The sequence below is a fragment of the Leifsonia sp. fls2-241-R2A-40a genome, assembly GCF_030209575.1.
Classification (GTDB): Bacteria; Actinomycetota; Actinomycetes; order Actinomycetales; family Microbacteriaceae; genus Leifsonia.
This window is the reverse complement of record NZ_JARVRS010000001.1, coordinates 2,764,197-2,784,148: the sequence shown is the minus strand read 5'-3', so window position 1 is coordinate 2,784,148 and position 19,952 is coordinate 2,764,197. Positions and strand designations below refer to the sequence as shown.

Here is a 19,952-nt window from a genome sequence, read left to right as displayed (position 1 = left end):
AAGGAAGGAAGGACGACATGAAGGCAAGTCAGCTCGTCGCAGAGTACGTAACCGACCACCACGCGGAAGCCCGCGCGGCCCTCCACCCACGCTTCGTTACGACGATGAAGAACGCCCGGCTGTCCGGCAACGAGTTCGTCCGCGCTTCGCGGGGTGACCACGCTCCCCTCACCGACCTCCGGCTGCGCCGGGATGAGAGCTCCCGGCAGATGTTCCTCCTCAACATCCGAGCATGGGACGAAGCATCGCCCGGCGTTCTCAGAGCACTCCAAAACACGGCGCGAAGCGCGGAGATCGTCGACGGTCCGGGCTGGGATGTTCTCACGGCCGGCCGGTCGGCGTCGTCCGGGTCAGCCGCCTTCGCGCCTCGTGAACTCGCCAGAGCCCCAAGGGAGGACGTGTACGAATCGCTACTCAAATACGTCAACGCGTTCGGAAACTGGGACGAGGCAGAAGCAACGGCCTACGCCTACGCGAGCGATCCCGCCTTTCCCGACGGACGGCTGCGCGGACTGACCTCAGGGCTAGCAGGAGTGGTCGTCGGCCTTGCCGGTGACACGGACACGTGCGATCGGCTCTTCGAAGATTCTGTCAAGAACCTCGTGGGCACCCCCGAGCAGTTCTTCGTCTATCTGCGCTGGGCGAGTCTGACGGCGAAACGACGAGGAGACCTCGACCGCGCAGACGGCATCGTCGACCGCGCGGAGCACTGTATCGAGAATTCATCAGAAGCAGATCGCGATGTGGCCCTCGGTCTCTCCTCGAACTTGCGCGCTCTTTTCGCATTGCGGCGAGGCGACATCGCCGGCAGTAGCCGCCTCGTCTGCGATGCCATCAGCCGCTTGGCCGCGGCTCACGACACCGGCGCGGCGCGGAGCATCGGAAGCCCCGAGGCTGCGCGCTACCTCTGGATGGCCGAACTCAACGCGGCCCAACTCGATTTGTCGCAGCAGAGACATGACCTCGCCATCGAGCGACTGCAGCGATTGCGCGAGTTCGCGCAACGACACGACCCCGGGGCGATTCACACCACTCTCTCCCTGTTGGCTTACATCCATCTCGTCCGCGGAGATGCCGCCACCGCGGCCCCGCTCCTGAGGGACGCCCTCGGTCTTCTCCGCGACGAGTACGACCCCAGCGTCGTCCTTCAGGTCCGCAAGATGCTCTATCGCGCCTACGTCGAACTGGGCGACCGTGCGCGCGCACGACGCGTATCCACGATGACGCCGTACTTCTGGCTGACATCAGATGAGGAACAGGGCCATGACCATTGAAATCTCGGGACTCTCGCGGGTCTACCACGCCAAGCGGGGCCAACGAGCGATTCCAGCGCTGACAGACATCGACCTCTCGATCGGCGAGGGCGAATTGTTCGGCATCCTGGGGCCCAACGGGGCGGGAAAGACCACACTCGTGCGCATCCTCACCACATTGCTCACCCCATCGAGCGGCGCTGCCGAGGTGTGCGGCCACGACGTGGTTCGAGAGATGAAGACCGTACGACGAATGATCGGTGTGGCCTTCGGCGGTGAGCGAGGACTGTACGACCGCCTCTCGGCTCGCGACAACCTCCTCTTCGCCGCGCAGCTGTACGACGTTCCCCGCCGCGACGTCGCCCGTCGCGTGAATGAGGTCTTAGACCTGGTCGATCTTCACGAGCGCGCAGACTCGAGGGTTGAGACATTCTCGCGTGGGATGAAGCAGCGTCTGCATATCGCCCGGGCCTTGATCCATGACCCGGCAGTCGTCTTCCTGGACGAACCCAGTTCCGGCCTGGACCCGGTGGCAGCTCGATCGCTCCGGGACCTCACGAAAGAGCTGCAGGGTCGCGGCAAGACCATCCTCATCACAACACACGAGATGTTCGAGGCGGACATCCTCTGTGATCGAGTCGCCGTATTGGTGGGCGGACGAGTTCGCCAGGTGGGCTCACCGGATGACATCAAGTCGTCCGTGACTCTCGAACGCGTCATCGAGGTCGAAGTGCGCGACGAACTCGGACGCTCGGAGGCTGACGTGCGGGCGCTCGACGGTGTGTCAGGCCTCGACATCGAGAGCCGAGGACCAGTCAATCTCCTGTCCGTTCGCGTTGGCAACGGCAGCTCCACCCGCCTTGTCGACGTATTGCGAGCCATTCCTCACCTGTCGGTGGGGTCGTCGTTGGAGCGCACGCCGACGCTTGAGGACGCCTACGTGGCGATCGTCGAGGAGCAGAAGGACGAGGTGGTGACGTGAGACTGCTGGTAGCTGCCTGGTGGCTGCAGTTCAGGCTCCTTTCACGCTCGCCGTTCTTCTTGGGGATGTCTCTCATGACGCCGCTGGCGTACGGAGGAGTCACGCTGTTGATGTCCGGCGGGGAGGCCTCGCTGCGGGCCATCTTGGGCGCGGGACTTCTCGGAGCCTGGTCCGCCACGATGTTCGGCGCAGCGGAGGCGCTGTTCATGCAGCGCTTCGCCGGCACGTTGGAATTCTTGATCGGCGCACCGCGCTCACTCGTGGCCCCCGTGTTCGGCTTCACGGCCGCCACCGTCACCCTGGGTGTCTATTCGCTTGCCGCTGTCTCCGTCATGGCGATCGCGTTCGCGCGCCTGGGGCCGATCGCCATCTCTGATCCGTGGGGACTCATTGCCGCACTCATTGCGGTCCTGGTCTCCCTCGTCTCGATGGGCACGCTTCTCGCGGGCCTCTACGTTCTGACCCGCCACGCCATAGAAATCACGAACGTCATGGAATATCCGATCTGGCTGGCGTGCGGTCTCGTCGTGCCGTCTGCGGCACTGTGGCCGCCGCTTTCGGCCGCCGGTCACCTCTTTCCCCTCGGATGGGGGATGGATGCCCTGGACGGGGCGATATCGGGCTCCGGCGCGTGGGGGGCCGCGGCCGCGGCAGTCGCGTTGGCAGCGATGTACGGAGTCGCCGGGATTCTGTTCTTGTACCGCGTGGACGTTCTGGCGCGTCGACGCGGAACCTTGAGATTGAGGTGACGACGTGACCTTCTTCAATACGGCCCTGATCTCCGGCCGCCTCGGTTACCGGGCGCTCTTCGCTTGGAACACACCTGCCCTCTTCGTGGCATCGCTCCTCATCACCCCTGCGTTGCAGACGATCTTCTTCGTCACGCTCGGCAACGCGAATGGTTATGGAAGCCAGCAATTCTTCATCACCGGAAACGCCGTCCAAGCGACGGCCGCGGCCGGAGTGGGGGGAATGGTGAGCGTGATCGCCGACGAACGACGGTTCGGCACCCTGTCGGCTCTGCTCGCCTCGCCTGCGCCCCGGACGGCCGTCTTCGTCGGCCGGCTGATCCCCGGCGTGGTGTGCGGCATCGCCGTTTCCGTCGTCATCTCCGTATTCGGGTTCCTCGTGGCGGGCCTGCCCTTTCCGCCGGAGGACATCGGTCTCTACGCAGTCGCAGTGGTGCTTGCGGCTTTCTCCTGCTCGACTCTCGGCCTCGCCCTCAGCGCCTTCGGCTTGATCTACCGCGATATCTACCAACTCGCCACCGGGACCTACCTGGTGATGCTCGTCACCTCCGGAGCAAATATCGCATCGTCGGACCTTCCGGCACCTCTGGCCTGGATCGGTGCGGTGCTGCCCAGCAGCCACGCCATCGAAGGCATCAGGTCTCTGAGCGGAGCCGGCACAGGCGACTATTGGGTCCAGTGCGGTGTGGAGACCTGCGTCGCCGTGATCTGGCTGGTGATGAGCTTGGTGCTCCTTCGCCACTTCGAGCAACAAGCGCGAGCAACGGCCCGCGTCGATCTCTCGTGAGGGACGGGCTATCGATCGGCATCCTTGCGGACGGCATCCTGGTTATCAGCGAGCGTCTTCGCGGGCGCCGCATCCAGTGCTTCGAAGTCCGCGTGGGCACCGGATACGGCAGCGATCCGGAAAGCGCGTGCGGCCTCGCGCATCTCGTCGAGCACCTCGTCCTGCGTCGTGCCGACGGCACGCCGCTGAGCACCCGCACTCGATCGCTGGAGGAGCTCGGCGCGCGACCGACGGCAGCCACCGCTCGCGATTTCACATCGTTCGGGGTGACCGTTCCCAATGACCAGGCGGCGATCGCGCTCGACGAACTCCATCGCATGATCCTCCAGCCAGAACTCTCTGTCAGCGCGGTGGAAGCGGAACAGCGAATCATCGCTGCAGAACGGGCGATTCAGCAAGGTGACCCCCTGCGTGCGCTGTCGCGTGTCGCAGAGAAGCACCTGTTCAGCCAGAGATCGATGGCCCCGGGCACAAGCGAGTGGTTGGCGGGAGCACACCGGTTCTGGTCAGACCACTATCGACCCGGAAACATCACCATCTTCACGAGCGGCCCCGCGAACACTGACGCCCTCGGCCTCGCGACAGGTGCTCGGCAACATGGCTCCGCGCCGCCCAAGACATCGGGTGCTACCTCGGCATCGCCGGCGAAACTGCGCGTGCTCCATATTCGCAAAGCCGACACGCAGCGCGGTCACACGCATCTGCTCTCGTGTTACACGGTTCCCAACCGCAGCGGCGAACACCGTGCGGTTGCGAATGTCCTCGTCGCGCTTCTCGGTGGAGGCTTCTCGTCGCTGCTCGTCCGACAGCTCCGAACCGATCGGCAACTGTCCTACTCCCCGCGTACGTTCTATACCGACTACGGCACGATCGGGCTGATCAGCGCATTCGCCACCGTGGCTACATCAGACGAGGATGCGGCAGCGCGAGCAATGGCGGACGCTATGCACGACCTCGCCTCAGATCCGCTGCTCGCAGAACGAGTCGACGTGGCGAAAGCACATCTGAGGACGGGGACCTTGATCGCCTATGACGATCTTCCGAGGCGGGTGAGCGCACTGGCGAGTTCCTGGGAGCGGCGGCGCCGGTTCTCGCCTGCGGAAGTCATCCGGGCTATCGATCGCATTCGCCCAGCGTCGGTCGCGGCGCTGGCGGGAGTCCTCTCGTCATCGCCTGTCGAGTTCATCGGCCACGAGGACGAAAGCGGAGGAATCAGATGGCACTGGGACTGACATCCACAGCGAGACGGTTGGCTGAAAGCGTCGCCCGCCCTCCGGATGCATGGCTCGGTCGGGTCTCACGCGTTGATCGACGCTCGATCAGCGCCTTGGACCCGTCCGGCGCAGAACATGCCGCCACGCTGCCCGGCGATCGGGATGTCTTGGTGGGCGATTGGGCATGGATTTCGCCGGGAGACGAGGGAGAGGCGTCCGTGCGGTTTGCACCGCGCTACCACGTCCTCACCAGGGCGAAGTCATCTGGCGAGGTCCAGCCCCTCGTGTCCAATGTCGATCTCGTCCTCCTGACGTTGACGGCCAGGGAGGCTATGCGACCGGGACTCGTCGAGAGGCTGGCGGTCACCGGATGGGAGTCGGGTGCCACTCCCCACTTCCTCGTGACGAAGGTCGAGGAGCTTTCTGACCGCGAACGTGGATACGCCCTCGAGGTCATCGCGGCGTCAGCACCCGGCATCGATACGACCGTCACCTCGGCGGTCACAGACGAGGGGATCCAGACGCTGGGAGATCTCCTCAGCGAACCGATGTCGGCAGTGCTTCTCGGTCACTCCGGGGTCGGGAAATCCACCCTGGTGAACAGGCTGTCCTCCACCGACGTCCAGGCGACGCAGGCCGTGCGGGAGCGCGATGGAAAAGGCCGGCACACCACGACCGCCCGGACCATCACTCCCCTGCCCGGCGGAGTGAGCGTCATCATCGACACGCCGGGCATACGACAACTCGGAGTGTCGACACGTGCGCCGCTCGAGGAAGTCTTCACCGACATCGAAGCCTTCGCCGAATCCTGCCGGTTCACGGATTGCTCCCACACCCAGGATGCGGGCTGCGCCGTCCGCCGCGCCGCCGAAAGCGGCGCGATCTCGAGAGAACGTTACCGACGCTACCTCGCGCTCGTGCGAGAACGAGAGTTCATGCAACGTCGTGAGAATCCCCAGCGCCGAAACAAGGGAACCGAATACTCGCGGTTCGCCCGAGAGTACCGCCGAGCCCGAGGGCACTGACGAGCCCGACGGTCGCCGGAGTGCGACCGGACTAGTGCGCGTACTTCGAGGGGATGGCGAGCTGCTGCCCCGGGGACACGACGGCGGAGTCGAGGCCGTTGAGCGAGACGATGTCGGAGATCACGTCGCGGGGGTCGGCGTTCGGGGCCACGCGCTGCGCCACCGACCAGAGGGAGTCGCCCGACTCGACGCTGACGTACTGGAAGCTGACGTGGGCCTGCTCGCCGTTCGCGACGGCGCCTCCGCCGTTCAGTGCGAAGACGAGGGCTCCGATCACCAGCGGGAGTGCGACGAGGGCCGAGAGCACTGCACGGCCGCGGCGCGTGAGGCGCAGGCGCACACGCGCTCCTTCGGGGAGCGGCGGGACCGCACGAAGGGTAGGAACCGACTCGCTCATCAGTACTGCACTCATGCTCGTGACCTCCTCAGGCTCGCGGGTGCGAAGCTGTGTTCCGAATGTATCTTCGAATGTCTGAATCCGCAAGGCGCGCTCATTTGGCCTATTTGCCGGAAAAGTTGGCGACACGCTCGAACACATGTTTGTCTTCCCTTCCCGACGCGGATACAGTTTCGACTGTCTGAGGACATCAGATCAGGTACCACCGACATTCCTGCCGGGACCCATCCCGGCGGACGCCCGAAGGCCAGGAGAGGACGCCCGTGTCGAACGACAACCAGGCCCGCGGAGGCACACGCCGCCGCAAGAACCTGAGCGACAAGCAGCTGGCGATCCTCGATGTGATCCAGCGCTCCGTGAGCCAGCGCGGCTATCCGCCGAGCATGCGCGAGATCGGCGACGCCGTCGGCCTCTCGTCGCTCTCCTCGGTGACGCACCAGCTGAACCAGCTCGAGCTGAGCGGCTACCTGCGGCGCGACCCCAACCGCCCGCGCGCGCTCGAGATCCTCATCGACCTGCCATCGTCCTCCGGCGCGACTCCGGACTACGAGAACCAGACGCCGGTCGGCGACGCCGCCATGGTCCCCCTGGTCGGCCGCATCGCCGCGGGCATCCCGATCACGGCCGAGCAGCAGGTGGACGAGGTCTTCCCGCTCCCCCGCCAGCTCGTGGGCAACGGCGAACTGTTCATGCTGAAGGTCGTCGGAGAGTCGATGATCGACGCGGCCATCTGCGACGGGGACTGGGTGGTCATCCGCGCGCAGAACACGGCCGAGAACGGGGACATCGTCGCGGCGATGCTCGACGAGGAGGCGACCGTCAAGGTCTTCCGGCAGCGCGACGGCCACACGTGGCTGCTGCCCCGGAACTCCAACTTCGAGCCGATCCTCGGCGACTTCGCGACAGTGCTCGGCAAGGTCGTCGCGGTCCTCCGGGCCGTCTGAGCGACCTCAGCCGAGTGGATGGGCTCCCGCCCAGCCGGGCTCACGCCCAGCCGAGCTCCCGCAACCGCTCGTCCGACAGCCCGAAGTAGTGCCCGATCTCGTGCACGAGCGTGACCCGCACCCGGGCCCGTAGCTCGTCCTCGGTCCGTGCCGATGCCTCGAGGTTGTTGCGGAACAACGTGATGCGGTCGGGCAGCTCGCCGAACCCGTAGACGGAGCGGCGGGTCAGCGGACGGCCGCTGTACAGCCCGAACAGCCGCGGCCGCGCTCCGGGCGGCTGATCCTCGATGAGGATCGCTACGTTCTCCAGCGGCCCCACCATGTCGTCGGGGAGCCCGTCGAAGATGTCGCCGACCATCCGCTCGAAGTCGTCGTCCGGGATGTGCACCACACGGTCATCCTCACACGGCGCCCGCATAGGCACCGGCCCCGGTTCGCTGTGCGCGTACCGGGGCCGGCTCCGTCGTAGGGACGTGTCAGGCCGAGACCGACGCCCGCTCCCGGACCCCGCGCGTGGCCTCGATGATGTTCCGCAGCGAGGCGACCGTCTCGTCGTAGCCACGGGTCTTCAGACCGCAGTCCGGGTTCACCCACAGCTGGCGGCCCGGGATCGCGCCCAGCGCCGTCTCCAGCAGCTCGGTGACCTCCTCGACCGACGGCACCCGCGGTGAGTGGATGTCGTAGACGCCCGGGCCGATGCCGTGCTCGAAGCCGGAGCGCTGGATGTCGTGCACGACCTCCATCCGGCTGCGCGCGGCCTCGATGCTGGTCACGTCCGCGTCGAGGTTGCGGATCGCGTCGATCACCACGCCGAACTCCGAGTAGCAGAGGTGCGTGTGGATCTGCGTCCGGTCGGCGACGCCCGAGGTCGCGAGCCGGAACGATCCGACCGACCACTCCAGGTACTCGTCCTGCGCCGCCTTCTTGAGCGGCAGCAGCTCACGGAGCGCCGGCTCGTCCACCTGGACGACGCGGATGCCCGCCTCCTCCAGGTCGGCGATCTCGTCCCGGAGCGCGAGCGCCACCTGACGGGCCGTCTCGCCGAGCGGCTGGTCGTCGCGAACGAACGACCAGGCGAGGATGGTGACCGGGCCGGTCAGCATCCCCTTCACCGGCTTGGCGGTGAGGCTCTGCGTGTAGGTCGACCAGTCGACGGTGATCGGGGCAGTGCGGGAGACATCGCCCCAGAGGATGGACGGGCGCGTACAGCGCGAGCCGTACGACTGCACCCAGCCGTTCTGGGTGACCGCGAAGCCCTCCAGGTTCTCGGCGAAGTACTGGACCATGTCGTTGCGCTCCGGCTCGCCGTGAACGATGACGTCGATCCCGATCTCCTCCTGGAGGTCGACGACGCGCTTGATCTCGTCGCGCATCCGGCCGAGGTACTCGGCTTCGCTGATGAGGCCCTTGGCGAGCTGCGCGCGCGACCGGCGGATGTCGGCCGTCTGGGGGAAGGATCCGATGGTCGTCGTGGGGAGGAACGGCAGCCCGAGCGCCTCCTCCTGGGCCGTCAGGCGGTCCGTGTACTCGCCGCGGCGGAAGTCGGCGTCGGTGAGCGCCGCCTCCCGCTCGCGGACGGCGGGAACCCGCACGCCGGGGGCTCCCGCGCGGTCGGCCAGCGCCGCCGTCGCCGCCGTCAGCTCGTCCTGGATCGCTTCGTGCCCGTCGACGATGCCGCGGGCCAGCACTGCCACCTGGGCGACCTTCTGGTCGGCGAAGGCGAGCCACGACTTCAGCCGCGCATCCAGCTCCGGCTCGTCCTCGACATCGTGCGGGACGTGCAGCAGCGAGGTGGACGTCGACACCGCGACGTCGGGACTGAGCGACAGAAGCTCGGTGAGCGTTCCGAATGCGGCCTCCAGGTCGCCGCGCCAGATGTTGTGGCCGTCGATCACGCCACCGACCAGCGTCTTCTCTGCGAGTGCAGACGCCGTTGCCGTGTCCAGCCCGGTCGGGAGCGACCCGCGCACGAGGTCGAGCGAAATCGCCTCGACCGGCGTGGCCGCCAGCGCCGGGAGGGCGTCGTCCAGGCTGCCGTACGGAGCGGCGACGAAGATCGCCGGCCGGTCGGAAGTCGCGCCGAGTTCGTCGTAGGCCGTGCGTACCGCGGCGAGCACCGCATCCCGGCCCTCGTCGATGCTCTCGCTGACGAGGGCCGGCTCGTCGAGCTGCACCCAGGGTGCGCCCGCGGCGGCCAGCCGCGCGAGCAGCTCGCGGTACACCGGGAGCAGGTCGCCGAGGCGCGACAGCGGGCGGAAGCCCTCGGGCGCGTCGTCACTCGCCTTGCTCAGCAGGAGGAACGTCACGGGCCCCACGATCACCGGGCGGGTGACGAAGCCCGCGGCCGCGGCCTCCTCGAATTCACGCACGATGCGGTCCGACGCCAGCCGGAAGTCGGTCTCCGGACCGATCTCCGGTACGAGGTAGTGGTAGTTCGAGTCGAACCACTTCGTCATCTCCAGCGGCGGGTTCTCCCCTTCGCCGCGGGCGATCGTGAAATACCCGGCCAGGTCGACGGAGCCGACTGCACCGGCGAGCCCCGCGAACCGCGCGGGCAGCGCACCGACCGCGACGGCCGCATCCAGCACCTGGTCGTAGAAGCTGAAGCTCTCCGGGATGGAGGCGTCGGTGCGTCCCAGCCCCAACGACGCGAGCCGCTCGCGGGTGACCGACCGCAGGTCGGCCGCTGTCGCCTCCAGCTCGTCGGCCGTGATGCTGCCGGCCCAGAACGCCTCCACCGCCTTCTTGAGCTCGCGGCGGCGGCCGATGCGCGGGTAGCCGATGATCGTGCCCGCCGGGAAGGCGGGACGCTGGGCTGCGCGGGTGGTGTCGGTCATGCTGGTTCCCTTTCGGTGGCCGATTCCTCGGAGGTGGTGCGGGGGCTCTCCACTGCCGGGAGCACCCCGATACGGTCGAGCACGGACAGGACGGCCTCGTGCTGGTTGAAGGTGTACAGGTGCAGGCCCGGGGCGCCGCCGTCGAGCAGCCGTTCGCCGAGCCGTGCCGCCCAGGCGATGCCGATCTCCCGGCGACCCTCGTCGGTCGGCTCGACCTCGAGCTCGATGGCGAGGTCGCTCGGCAGGTCCTCGCCGCTCAGCTCCAGCATCCGCTTCAGGCGGGCGGGACTGGTGACGGGCATGATGCCGGGAAGGATGGGGAAGTCGACCCCCGCGTCCGCCGCCCGCTGGGTGAAGTGGAAGTAGTCCTCCGCGTGGAAGAACAGCTGGGTGATGCCGAGGTTGGCGCCCGCGGCCTGCTTCGCCAGCAGCGCGTCGATGTCCTGGGAGACGGAGCGGGACGAGGGATGCCCGTTCGGGAAGGCCGCGACGGCGATCTGCACGTGCTCGCGATGGTCGAGCACGGCGTGGGCGTGCAGCTCCGGCACGTCCAGCTCACCGTAGGGGGCGCGCTCGGCCTGCACCCGGTGGATGAGCTGCACCAGCTCGGCCGTCGTCCGGATGTCTCCGATGCCGTCCTCCCCCGCCGTCAAGCCCTCGGGCGGGTCGCCGCGCACGGCGAGGAACCGCCGGACGCCGGCGTCCAGGAAGTCGCGGATCAGCCGGTGCGCCTCTTCGTGCGACGAGCTGACACAGGTCAGGTGGGCCATCGGGCTCACGTCGGTGTGCTCGAGGATGTAGCGGAGCACCTCCAGGGAGGCGGTCCGCGACGAGCCGCCTGCGCCGTACGTCACCGAGATGAAGTCGGGCCGGACGGCCGCGAGGCGGTCGATCGTGGCCGGGAGCGCCTCGGCGGCGCGCTCGTTGCGCGGTGGGTACAACTCGAAGGAGTACCGGGCCTCGGTACAGCTCATGGGCTCCTCGACTGGTCGGACAGCGGCACGGGACGCCCCGCCACCGGTGTCCGGTGGCGGGAATTCACGGGCGGGTGCCGGGCTCGGCTGTCGCACCACGTCAGCGGTCGCCCGCTTCGGTTGTCACGCAATCTAGCAACGCAGAAGGCCGGACGGAATCGCCTGCGTCATCCTGTGACACATGCGATCCGGTCCGGCCCTGTGGACGGAAGACGCCGACTACTCCGCGGCAGCGACCTCGAACGGCTCGAACGCCGCGTGGTATTCGGGCATGATCCGCGCGGTGACGCGGGTTCCCTCCTCCACGTAGTCGGTCGAGATGACCCGGCCGCGCTCGTGCAGAGCGGAGATCAGGTCGCCCCGGTCGTACGGCACCACGAGCTCCACCTCGAGGGAGGGGTCGGGCAGCAGCCGCGCGATGGCGGCGAGCACCTCATCCACGCCCTCGCCGGTGCGGGCCGACGCGAAGATCGCGCCCGGCTCCAGGCCGCGCAGCACCAGACGGTCGTCCGGGGAGATCAGGTCGGCCTTGTTGAAGACCACGATCTCCGGGATGTCGCGCGCACCGACCTCGCCGATCACGTCGCGCACCGTCGCCAGCTGCGCCGCGGGGTCCGGATGCGAGCCGTCGACGACGTGAACGATGACGTCGGAATCGGCGACCTCCTCCAAGGTCGAGCGGAACGCCTCCACCAGCTGATGCGGGAGGTTGCGCACGAAGCCGACGGTGTCGGCCAGCGTGTACAGCCGGCCGTCAGCGGTCACACTGCGGCGCACGGTCGCGTCGAGGGTCGCGAACAGCGCGTTCTCGACCAGCACGCCGGCCTTCGTCACGCGGTTCAGCAGGCTCGACTTGCCCGCGTTGGTGTAGCCGGCGATCGCCACGGACGGCACCGAGTTGCGGTTGCGGTTCGCGCGCTTGGCCTCGCGCGCCGGCTTGAAGCCGGCGATCTGCTTGCGCAGACGGGCCATGCGCGTGTGGATGCGACGACGGTCCAGCTCGATCTTGGTCTCACCGGGACCACGCGATCCCATACCGGCGCCGGCGCCACCCACCTGGCCACCGGCCTGGCGGGACATCGACTCACCCCAGCCTCGAAGGCGCGGGAGCAGGTACTCGAGCTGTGCGAGCTCGACCTGCGCCTTGCCCTCGCGGCTCTTGGCGTGCTGGCTGAAGATGTCGAGGATCACCGCCGTGCGGTCGATCACCTTCACCTTCACCACGTCCTCCAGCGCACGTCGCTGGCTGGGGGCCAGCTCGGTGTCGGCGATCACGGTGTCGGCGCCGAGCGCTGCCACGAGCCCGGCGAGCTCCTCCGCCTTTCCGCGGCCGAGGTAGGTGCTCGCGTCGGGATGCGGTCGGCGCTGCAGCAGGCCGTCGAGGACGGCCGCTCCGGCGGTCTCGGCCAGTGCGGCGAGTTCGCGCATGGAGTTCTCAGCGTCCTGCAGGGAGCCCTGCGAGTAGACGCCGATGAGCACCACGTTCTCCAGCCGCAGCTGCCGGTACTCGACCTCGGTGACGTCCTGGAGCTCGGTCGAAAGACCCGAGACGCGGCGCAACGCCGCGCGCTCCTCGCGGTCGAACTGGTCGCCGTCGTGGGAGCCGCCGTCGGCTCCGTCGCTCTGCAGAGCCTGCGCCCGGGAGGAGGTCGCGCCGCCGAACAGCGTTACGCTGGCGCGGTTCCCCTCGGTCGCGAGCACGCGTGCGACGACGTCGTCTGCATCGTGTTCGCGGATGTCGGTGTTATCAGTCATTCAGTTCCCCGATCCGGGTTAACCCTAGTTTGTTCGTGTCCTGTACGGTCTGCTTATGGCCAGCGGAGATCACTACTTTTCCCCGGCGCCCGAGAGCGAGATGAACCTGCGGCCGTTCACCGCACGCCTCGCCGGTCACACCTACGAGTTGGTGACGGCCAACGGCATCTTCAGCCCGGAGCGCGTCGATATGGGTACGCGAGTGCTGCTGGACCATGTCCCCGCGCCTCCGCCCGGAGGTCAGTTGCTCGACCTCGGCTGCGGCTGGGGCCCGGTGGCTCTCACACTTGCTCTCGAATCCCCTCATGCGACGGTGTGGGCCGTCGACGTCAATACCCGAGCGCTGGATCTGGTGCGCAGGAATGCGCAGAAGCTCGGTCTCACCAATGTAAACCCGGTGACGCCCGAAAATCTTCCCGATGACGTGCGATTTACGACCATCTGGTCGAATCCGCCGATCCGCGTCGGCAAGAACGAACTGCACAACATCCTGGAGAAGTGGCTGCCGCGGCTGGAGCCGGGATCGGACGCGTGGCTGGTCGTGCAGCGCAACCTCGGCAGCGACTCTCTGCACCGCTGGATGCAGACCACGTTCCCGGAGCTGACGACGACGCGCGCTGCGACCTCCAAGGGCTACCGCGTTCTACGGGCTCGCGCGCACGCCTGAGACGGGGAGCTCGTCGAACGCGGGTGCCTCGGGGATGCGTCAGGCGAGCTCGAGGGTGCCGGTGAAGACGAGGGCGGCCGGGCCGGAGAGTCCGACGTGCTCGCCGTCCTCCGTGGGGAACATGCGCACCCCGACCGTGCCGCCGGGCACATCCACGCGCCACTGGTTGGGCGCACCCTCACCGGCCCAATAGCGGACAGCGAGCGCGGCGGCAGCCGCACCCGTGCCGCACGACAGCGTCTCGCCGCTGCCCCGCTCGTGCACGCGCATCCGGATGCGGCCGACGCCGTCCGTGATCAGCGGCTCGTGCGGGACGACGAACTCGACGTTCGCGCCGTGCTCCGGGGTCGGCTCGAGGTGCGGGATGTACGAGAGGTCGGCCGCATCCAGCTCGTCGTCGTCGGCCACCGCCACGACCACGTGCGGATTGCCCATGTCGATGCCCAGCCCCGGGCGGGCGACCGGCAGCTCCTTGGCGCGGACCAGCGGCTCGCCTCCGGCGAGATCCCAGCGCCCGAGGTCGACCTGGAAGCCGTTGGTGCTGCGCTGGACGTCGCGCACGCCGGACCGGGTTCCGATCGCGATCGTCCCCCCGGCGGGCAGTTCGGCGAGCCCGGTCTCCAGCAGATAGCGGACGTAGACGCGGATACCGTTTCCGCACATCTCCGCGGGCGACCCGTCGGCGTTGTAGTAGTCCATGAACCAGGTCGCGGCCTCGTCCTCCGCCAGTGCCGCCTCACCCTCCGGCAGGTGCTCGGAGCGGACGGCGCGGATCACGCCGTCGGCGCCGACGCCGAAGTGCCGGTCGCAGACCTCCGCGATCTGGGAGGCGGTGAGCGGCAGGCGCCCCTCCGGGTCGGAGTACAGCACGAAGTCGTTGCCCGTGCCCTGACCCTTGGTGAAGTGGATGGTCGCCATGCGTTCCAGCCTAGCGACCGTCGCCGAGTAGTTCGGCGGCCTCGACGAGCGCGAGCGCCGCATCCACCAGGTCCGGCGCGTCGAAGTCGAGCCAATGGATGTCCGGGTAGCGCTTGAACCAGCTGACCTGGCGGCGGGCGTACCGCCGGGTGAGCTGCTGGGTCTGGGTGACGGCTTCGTCGCGGGTGAGCTCGCCGCGCAGCTCGGAGAGCGCCTGCGCGTAGCCGATCGCACGCCGTGCGGTGACGCCGCGATCGATCCCGGCGGGGACGAGCCCGGCGACCTCGGCGGGCAGGCCGTCGGCCCACATCCTCTCGACCCGGGCGTCCAGCCGTTCGACCAGTTGCTCGCGCGGCGCGGAGAGCCCGATGACGACGGTCGGCTCGTGCCACAGCTGCGGTTCGTCGGGGAGCGTGCCGGAGACGGAGGTGCCGGTCAGTTCGGCGACCTCGAGGGCTCGGACGATGCGGCGGCCGTTGCTGGATCCGATCCGGCGCGCGGCCTCCGGGTCGCGTTCGGCGAGGCGCTGGTAGAGCATCCCGGGTCCGTGCTCGGTGAGGTCGGCCTCCAGTCGGGCGCGGAGTTCGGGGTCGGTGCCCGGGAAGCGGAGGTCGAAGAGGACGCTCGACACGTAGAGCCCCGACCCGCCGACCAGGATAGGGACCGCTCCCCGCGCCAGGATCTGCCGGATGGCCTCCCGGGCGTCCAGCTGGTACCGGGCGACGGTCGCCTCATCGGTCACGTCGAGCACGTCGAAGAGGTGATGCGGGATGCCGCGCCACTCGCTCGACGGCAGCTTGGCCGTGCCGATGTCCATGCCGCGGTAGAGCTGCATGGCGTCGGCGTTGACCACCTCGGCGGATCGACCCCGGGCGCTGAGCGCGCCTGCGAGAGCGAGGGAGAGGTCGGTCTTGCCCGTTCCGGTCGGCCCGACGATGGCGACGAGCGGCGGGACGGGTCCGGCGCTCAGCGCTGGCCGTCCGTCGGGTCGTAGATGGGCATGGTGCCGACGCCGGGCGACGTGAGCGGCTCGCGGGTGAGCGGGCGGAGGGCCGGGAGCCCGACGCGTAGCTCGGGCAGGCCGAGCGAGACGCGGCCCGGTTCGGCGGAGCCGCTCCCGGCGCTGCCGTGGGCGGGTACTGCGCAGGATTCGGCCTCAGCGCGGTCCCAGGCGTCGCCGGCGCGCGTCCGGCGGATGCGGAGGGGGGCGCCGTCGACGGAGTCGGCGATGAGATGGTGCGGAGCGGACTGCGTCACGCGAACCATGACGACGTCTCCCGGACGCGGCAGCTCGGAGCCGGCCGGGACCTCGAAGTGGACGAGCCGGCTGTCGCGGGCGCGCCCGCTGAGGCGGCGGGTGTCCGCGTCCTTGCGGCCCTCGCCGTTCGCGACGAGGAGCTCGACCTCCCGGCCGATCAGCTTCTGATTCTCCTCCTGCGAGATGCGCTCCTGGAGGGCGATGAGGCGCTCATAGCGCTCCTGGACGATCTCCTTGGGCACCTGGTCGGCCATGGTGGCCGCCGGCGTTCCGGGGCGGATCGAGTACTGGAACGTGAACGCGGAGGCGAATCGTGCCGCCTCGACGACGCGGAGGGTCTCCTGGAAGTCCTCCTCCGTCTCCCCCGGGAAGCCGACGATGATGTCGGTGCTGATCGCCGCCTCCGGAAGCTTCGCCCGAACGCGGTCGAGGATGCCGAGGAACTTCTCCGACCGGTACGAGCGCCTCATCGAACGGAGGATGCGGTCGGAGCCGGACTGCAGCGGCATGTGCAGCTGCGGCATGACGTTGGGCGTCTCGGCCATGGCGTCGATCACGTCGTCCGTGAACGCGGCCGGGTGCGGGCTGGTGAAGCGGATGCGCTCCAGCCCGTCGATCTGGCCCGCCGCCCGGAGCAGCTTGCTGAACGCCTGTCGGTCGCCGAACTCGACGCCGTAGGAGTTCACGTTCTGACCGAGGAGGGTGACCTCGATGGCGCCGTCGTCGACGAGTGCCTGGATCTCGGCGAGGATGTCGCCCGGACGGCGGTCCTTCTCCTTGCCGCGCAGCGACGGGACGATGCAGAACGTGCAGGTGTTGTTGCAGCCGACCGAGATGGAGACCCAGCCGGAGTAGGAGGAGTCCCGCTTCGTGGGCAGCGTCGACGGGAAGGTCTCGAGCGACTCGAGGATCTCGATCTCCGCCGCGTCGTTGTGGCGGGCCCGCTCGAGCAGGCTCGGGAGCGCGCCCATGTTGTGGGTGCCGAAGACCACGTCGACCCACGGGGCCTTCTCGAGGATGACGTTCTTGTCCTTCTGCGCGAGGCAGCCGCCTACGGCGATCTGCATCCCCTCGTGGCGGCGCTTCACCCCGGCGAGATGCCCGAGGTTGCCGTAGAGCTTGTTGTCCGCGTTCTCGCGCACGGCGCAGGTGTTGATGACGACGATGTCGGCTTCTTCACCGTTCGCCGGAACGTACCCGGCCGCTTCGAGCGACCCACTGAGCCGCTCGGAGTCGTGGACGTTCATCTGGCAGCCGAACGTGCGTACCTCGTACGTTCGCGCCCGGCCGTCGGCGCGGACCGCCGCCTCGGAGGGCTCGATGACGCTGCGCTGTTCCAGGATGCTCATAATGGCGACAAGTCTACGTTTCCGACGGGCCGCGCGACGACCCGCTGTCCCCAGCCTTCCGTCACTGGAAGCGGACGCCGGAGCCGCCGCGCGAACGCCGTCCGGCGAAGGCCGCATCCATCGCCTGCCGCACCACGTCGGAGGCGTAGCCCTTGCGGGCGAGGAACCCGTGCAGCCGCCGGCGTGCGGTCTCGTCGTCGTAGGACGAGAGCTGCCCCATGCGCTTGACCGCGAGCTCGGTGGCACGCTCGAGCTCGTCGTCTTCGCCGATGTCGGCGAGTGCCGCCTCGATGAATTCGGGAGCGATGTGCCGGCTCTTGAGCTCTTGCGCGATCGCGGAGCGCCCCAGCCCCTTCCGGCTGTGCTGCGTGAAGGCGAGCGTCACCGCGAGGGAGGCGTCATCGATCACGCCGAGTGCTTCGAGGCGGTCGAGTTCGGGGCCATAGACCTCGGGCTCGATCTCGCGCTTGTTCAGAACCTGTTCGAGTTCCCACCGCGACATGCCTCGACGCGCCAGTTGCCGGATGGCGAGACCGCTCGTCTTGCGTGTCTGCCGAATCGTCTCCTCATCGGGCTCTTCGGCGGCCGCCGCCACCGACGCCGGCGCCTCTGTGCCCCACGTGTTGTTCCACCCGCCGGTGTTGTTCCGCGCGGCGGTGTTGTTCCGGCCGCCGGCAGAGCTGTTCAACCCGACCACGGGCCGCGCGGTGCCACGGCGAGAGGGATGATCGTCACTGCCCTCCGGGCGGGCGGCCGCCGCACGACGCAGCGGAGTGACAGGAGCGAGACGCTCCTGCTCCCCCACTTCGTCACGCGGCGTGCCGTCGCCCGCGTCGTCCTCCGGCGAGGACGGGAACTTCACCACCACGAGGATTCCCTTCGGGAGGCGGAGGACGCGATCACGCGCCCTTGCGAGCCTTCAGCTTGTCTTCGATCGAACCGACGTTGGACGGCTCCTCGCCGGCCACGGCGTTCGGGTCGGCGACGATCCCGAGCTTGATCTTGATCTTCTGCTCGATCTCGGCTGCGATGTCCGGGTTGGCGATGAGGAAGTTGCGCGAGTTCTCTTTGCCCTGACCGAGCTGGTCGCCCTCGTAGGTGTACCAGGCGCCCGACTTCTTGACGAGGCCGTGCTCCACACCGAAGTCGATGAGGCTGCCCTCGCGCGAGATGCCCACACCGTAGAGGATGTCGAACTCGGCCTGCTTGAACGGCGGCGCCATCTTGTTCTTGACGACCTTGACGCGCGTGCGGTTACCCACCGCGTCGGTGCCGTCCTTCAGGGTCTCGATACGACGGATGTCGAGTCGGACCGAGGCGTAGAACTTGAGCGCCTTACCACCGGCGGTGGTCTCCGGGCTTCCGAAGAACACGCCGATCTTCTCGCGCAGCTGGTTGATGAAGATCATCGTGGTGTTGGTCTGGTTCAGCCCACCGGTCAGCTTCCGGAGCGCCTGCGACATGAGGCGAGCCTGCAGACCGACGTGGGAATCACCCATCTCGCCCTCGATCTCAGCGCGCGGGACGAGCGCTGCGACGGAGTCGATGACGATGAGGTCGATGGAGCCGGACCGCACCAGCATGTCGGCGATCTCGAGCGCCTGCTCACCGGTGTCGGGCTGGGAGACGAGCAGTGCGTCGATGTCGACGCCGAGCTTGCGCGCGTACTCCGGGTCGAGCGCGTGCTCCGCGTCGACGAAGGCCGCGATGCCACCGGCCCGCTGGGCATTGGCGATGGCGTGAAGGGTCAGGGTCGTCTTACCCGACGACTCCGGACCGTAGATCTCGACGATGCGGCCACGCGGTAGGCCGCCGATGCCGAGCGCAACATCGAGTGCGATCGAACCGGTGGGAACGACCTCGACGGGAGCGCGCTCATCGCTGCCCAGTCGCATGACGGAGCCCTTGCCGAACTGACGGTCGATCTGCGCGAGGGCAGTCTCCAGGGCTTTCTCGCGGTCTGCGGGTGATGGCATTGCGGTTCTCCTTCGTGGGCTTCGCTTCGGTTCGACTCTAGGAGGGACGTCCGACACTCGAAGCGAGGGACGCGCATCTGTGGACAACCGGTTTTCGACTGCCGTTGTGAAGAAGTGTAGCCAGTTCCGAACATATCTTCGAGAGTTCCGAACCGGCGTGTCGCAGCCTCGTTCAGGCCTTCGGCGCGGGCTTCCCGGCGCCGTACCAGTGCGACGGCGGAACGCCGGTCTCTTTGCAGAGCGCGAGCCAGACCTCGCGCGGCGGAATGCCGGCGGTGATCGCCTCCTGCGGCGTTCGGCCGCCGAGTTCGCCCAGCACGAGGTCGGCCATTAGCGCCTGACCGTAGGAACTGCCGAACTCGTCCGAGACGGCTCGCTGGAACTCGCTGAGCTTCATGGGTCCTTACTTCAGAGAACAGGGGTGTGGAAAACGAAGGACGCCCCGCGACTGCGGGGCGTCCTCGAGAGCTTTCGGGATCAGCGGGCGACCAGGTCCGAGTCCATCGCCGAGACGAACTCGTCCGGAACGGTGTCCGGAATCACGGGCTCGAGACCCTCGAGCACGGCGATGCGGTCGCCGACCTCGCGCATGATGACCGAGACCGGGGTCTCGAGCGCATCTGCGACGGAAGCGAGGATCTCACTCGACGCCTCCTTCTGTCCGCGCTCGACCTCGCTGAGGTACCCGAGCGCGACGCTCGCCTTGCTGGCGACCTGGCGGAGCGTACGACCCTTTTGCAGGCGGAAGTCCCTGAGCACGTCGCCGATTTCCTGACGTACAAGAATCATTCGGAGCCTCCCTCTCTTACCCTGCCGACGTATCGATGGGATACGAATGTACCGCATCCCTGTACTCCACGATATCGA

At 68.0% G+C, this 19,952-nt stretch carries 20 protein-coding genes; 8 read left to right on the top strand and 12 right to left on the bottom strand.

The genetic code is table 11. The features are described 5' to 3' along the window. Positions 1 to 17: 17 nt before the first annotated feature. From QRN40_RS13780 to rsgA, 6 genes are read left to right on the top strand one after another with little or no spacing between them, the layout of a single operon-like run. The gene (locus QRN40_RS13780) at positions 18 to 1,274 is read left to right on the top strand and encodes a hypothetical protein (RefSeq protein ID WP_285116263.1); all 1,257 of its coding nucleotides are present in this window, start codon (positions 18 to 20) and stop codon (positions 1,272 to 1,274) included. Continuing rightward, a complete protein-coding gene (locus QRN40_RS13775; protein ID WP_285116262.1) occupies positions 1,264 to 2,235 on the top strand; it encodes an ABC transporter ATP-binding protein in 972 nt (323 codons plus the stop codon). The genes QRN40_RS13780 and QRN40_RS13775 overlap by 11 nt, the downstream gene beginning before the upstream one ends. Further along, a complete protein-coding gene (locus tag QRN40_RS13770) occupies positions 2,232 to 2,984 on the top strand; it encodes an ABC transporter permease (protein ID WP_285116260.1) in 753 nt (250 codons plus the stop codon). Before QRN40_RS13775 ends, QRN40_RS13770 begins: the two co-directional genes overlap by 4 nt. A 4-nt stretch (positions 2,985 to 2,988) precedes the next feature. Further along, positions 2,989 to 3,771: an ABC transporter permease gene (locus tag QRN40_RS13765; protein WP_285116259.1), complete on the top strand. Its 783-nt coding sequence runs from the start codon at positions 2,989 to 2,991 to the stop codon at positions 3,769 to 3,771. Beyond that, positions 3,768 to 5,003 carry a M16 family metallopeptidase gene (locus QRN40_RS13760; protein ID WP_285116257.1) on the top strand — a complete coding sequence of 412 codons (1,236 nt, stop codon included), beginning with the start codon at positions 3,768 to 3,770 and terminating at the stop codon, positions 5,001 to 5,003. Before QRN40_RS13765 ends, QRN40_RS13760 begins: the two co-directional genes overlap by 4 nt. Beyond that, positions 4,988 to 6,010, top strand: a complete 1,023-nt coding sequence (gene rsgA, locus QRN40_RS13755) for a ribosome small subunit-dependent GTPase A (RefSeq protein WP_285116255.1) — start codon at positions 4,988 to 4,990, stop codon at positions 6,008 to 6,010. The genes QRN40_RS13760 and rsgA overlap by 16 nt, the downstream gene beginning before the upstream one ends. A 31-nt stretch (positions 6,011 to 6,041) precedes the next feature. Here rsgA and QRN40_RS13750 read toward each other — a convergent pair whose 3' ends face one another. Then, a complete protein-coding gene (locus tag QRN40_RS13750) occupies positions 6,042 to 6,422 on the bottom strand; it encodes a LysM peptidoglycan-binding domain-containing protein (RefSeq protein ID WP_502878920.1) in 381 nt (126 codons plus the stop codon). Between the two features lie 248 nt (positions 6,423 to 6,670). On the opposite strand from QRN40_RS13750, the gene lexA reads away from it, so the two are divergent. Next, positions 6,671 to 7,351, top strand: coding sequence for a transcriptional repressor LexA (gene lexA, locus QRN40_RS13745; protein WP_285116254.1), 681 nt, complete (start codon positions 6,671 to 6,673; stop codon positions 7,349 to 7,351). A gap of 40 nt (positions 7,352 to 7,391) precedes the next feature. Here the strand turns inward: lexA and QRN40_RS13740 are convergent, their stop codons facing one another. The 4 genes from QRN40_RS13740 to hflX all read right to left on the bottom strand — a co-directional run bounded on the left by QRN40_RS13740 (position 7,392) and on the right by hflX (position 12,917). Continuing rightward, complete coding sequence (locus QRN40_RS13740; RefSeq protein WP_285116253.1) at positions 7,392 to 7,742, bottom strand: metallopeptidase family protein; 351 nt, start codon at positions 7,740 to 7,742, stop codon at positions 7,392 to 7,394. Positions 7,743 to 7,827: 85 nt separating this feature from the next. Then, positions 7,828 to 10,188 carry a 5-methyltetrahydropteroyltriglutamate--homocysteine S-methyltransferase gene (gene metE, locus QRN40_RS13735; RefSeq protein WP_285116251.1) on the bottom strand — a complete coding sequence of 787 codons (2,361 nt, stop codon included), beginning with the start codon at positions 10,186 to 10,188 and terminating at the stop codon, positions 7,828 to 7,830. Continuing rightward, positions 10,185 to 11,162: a methylenetetrahydrofolate reductase gene (locus tag QRN40_RS13730; RefSeq protein ID WP_285116250.1), complete on the bottom strand. Its 978-nt coding sequence runs from the start codon at positions 11,160 to 11,162 to the stop codon at positions 10,185 to 10,187. The genes metE and QRN40_RS13730 overlap by 4 nt, the downstream gene beginning before the upstream one ends. A gap of 219 nt (positions 11,163 to 11,381) precedes the next feature. Further along, the gene (gene hflX, locus QRN40_RS13725) at positions 11,382 to 12,917 is read right to left on the bottom strand and encodes a GTPase HflX (protein WP_285116249.1); all 1,536 of its coding nucleotides are present in this window, start codon (positions 12,915 to 12,917) and stop codon (positions 11,382 to 11,384) included. Positions 12,918 to 12,972: 55 nt separating this feature from the next. Between hflX and QRN40_RS13720 the strand changes: the two genes are divergently transcribed. Further along, positions 12,973 to 13,584: a class I SAM-dependent methyltransferase gene (locus tag QRN40_RS13720; RefSeq protein ID WP_285116248.1), complete on the top strand. Its 612-nt coding sequence runs from the start codon at positions 12,973 to 12,975 to the stop codon at positions 13,582 to 13,584. Between the two features lie 39 nt (positions 13,585 to 13,623). Here QRN40_RS13720 and dapF read toward each other — a convergent pair whose 3' ends face one another. From dapF to QRN40_RS13685, 7 genes are all read right to left on the bottom strand, one after another. Continuing rightward, entirely contained in the window at positions 13,624 to 14,502 is an 879-nt protein-coding gene (dapF, locus tag QRN40_RS13715; RefSeq protein WP_285116246.1) for a diaminopimelate epimerase, read from the bottom strand. Between the two features lie 10 nt (positions 14,503 to 14,512). Then, on the bottom strand, positions 14,513 to 15,472 hold the full coding sequence (gene miaA / locus QRN40_RS13710) for a tRNA (adenosine(37)-N6)-dimethylallyltransferase MiaA (protein ID WP_285117496.1): 960 nt from the start codon (positions 15,470 to 15,472) through the stop codon (positions 14,513 to 14,515). Then, positions 15,469 to 17,109 (bottom strand): tRNA (N6-isopentenyl adenosine(37)-C2)-methylthiotransferase MiaB, encoded by a 1,641-nt coding sequence (gene miaB, locus QRN40_RS13705; protein WP_285116245.1) that lies wholly within the window; start codon positions 17,107 to 17,109, stop codon positions 15,469 to 15,471. The genes miaA and miaB overlap by 4 nt, the downstream gene beginning before the upstream one ends. A 61-nt stretch (positions 17,110 to 17,170) precedes the next feature. Beyond that, positions 17,171 to 17,977 carry a regulatory protein RecX gene (locus QRN40_RS13700; RefSeq protein WP_285116244.1) on the bottom strand — a complete coding sequence of 269 codons (807 nt, stop codon included), beginning with the start codon at positions 17,975 to 17,977 and terminating at the stop codon, positions 17,171 to 17,173. Between the two features lie 31 nt (positions 17,978 to 18,008). Then, positions 18,009 to 19,085, bottom strand: a complete 1,077-nt coding sequence (gene recA / locus QRN40_RS13695) for a recombinase RecA (RefSeq protein ID WP_285116243.1) — start codon at positions 19,083 to 19,085, stop codon at positions 18,009 to 18,011. Positions 19,086 to 19,257: 172 nt separating this feature from the next. Next, positions 19,258 to 19,482, bottom strand: a complete 225-nt coding sequence (locus QRN40_RS13690; protein ID WP_285116242.1) for a DUF3046 domain-containing protein — start codon at positions 19,480 to 19,482, stop codon at positions 19,258 to 19,260. 80 nt (positions 19,483 to 19,562) lie between these two features. Continuing rightward, positions 19,563 to 19,874, bottom strand: a complete 312-nt coding sequence (locus tag QRN40_RS13685) for a helix-turn-helix domain-containing protein (RefSeq protein ID WP_018191455.1) — start codon at positions 19,872 to 19,874, stop codon at positions 19,563 to 19,565. Between the last annotated feature and the right edge of the window lie 78 nt (positions 19,875 to 19,952).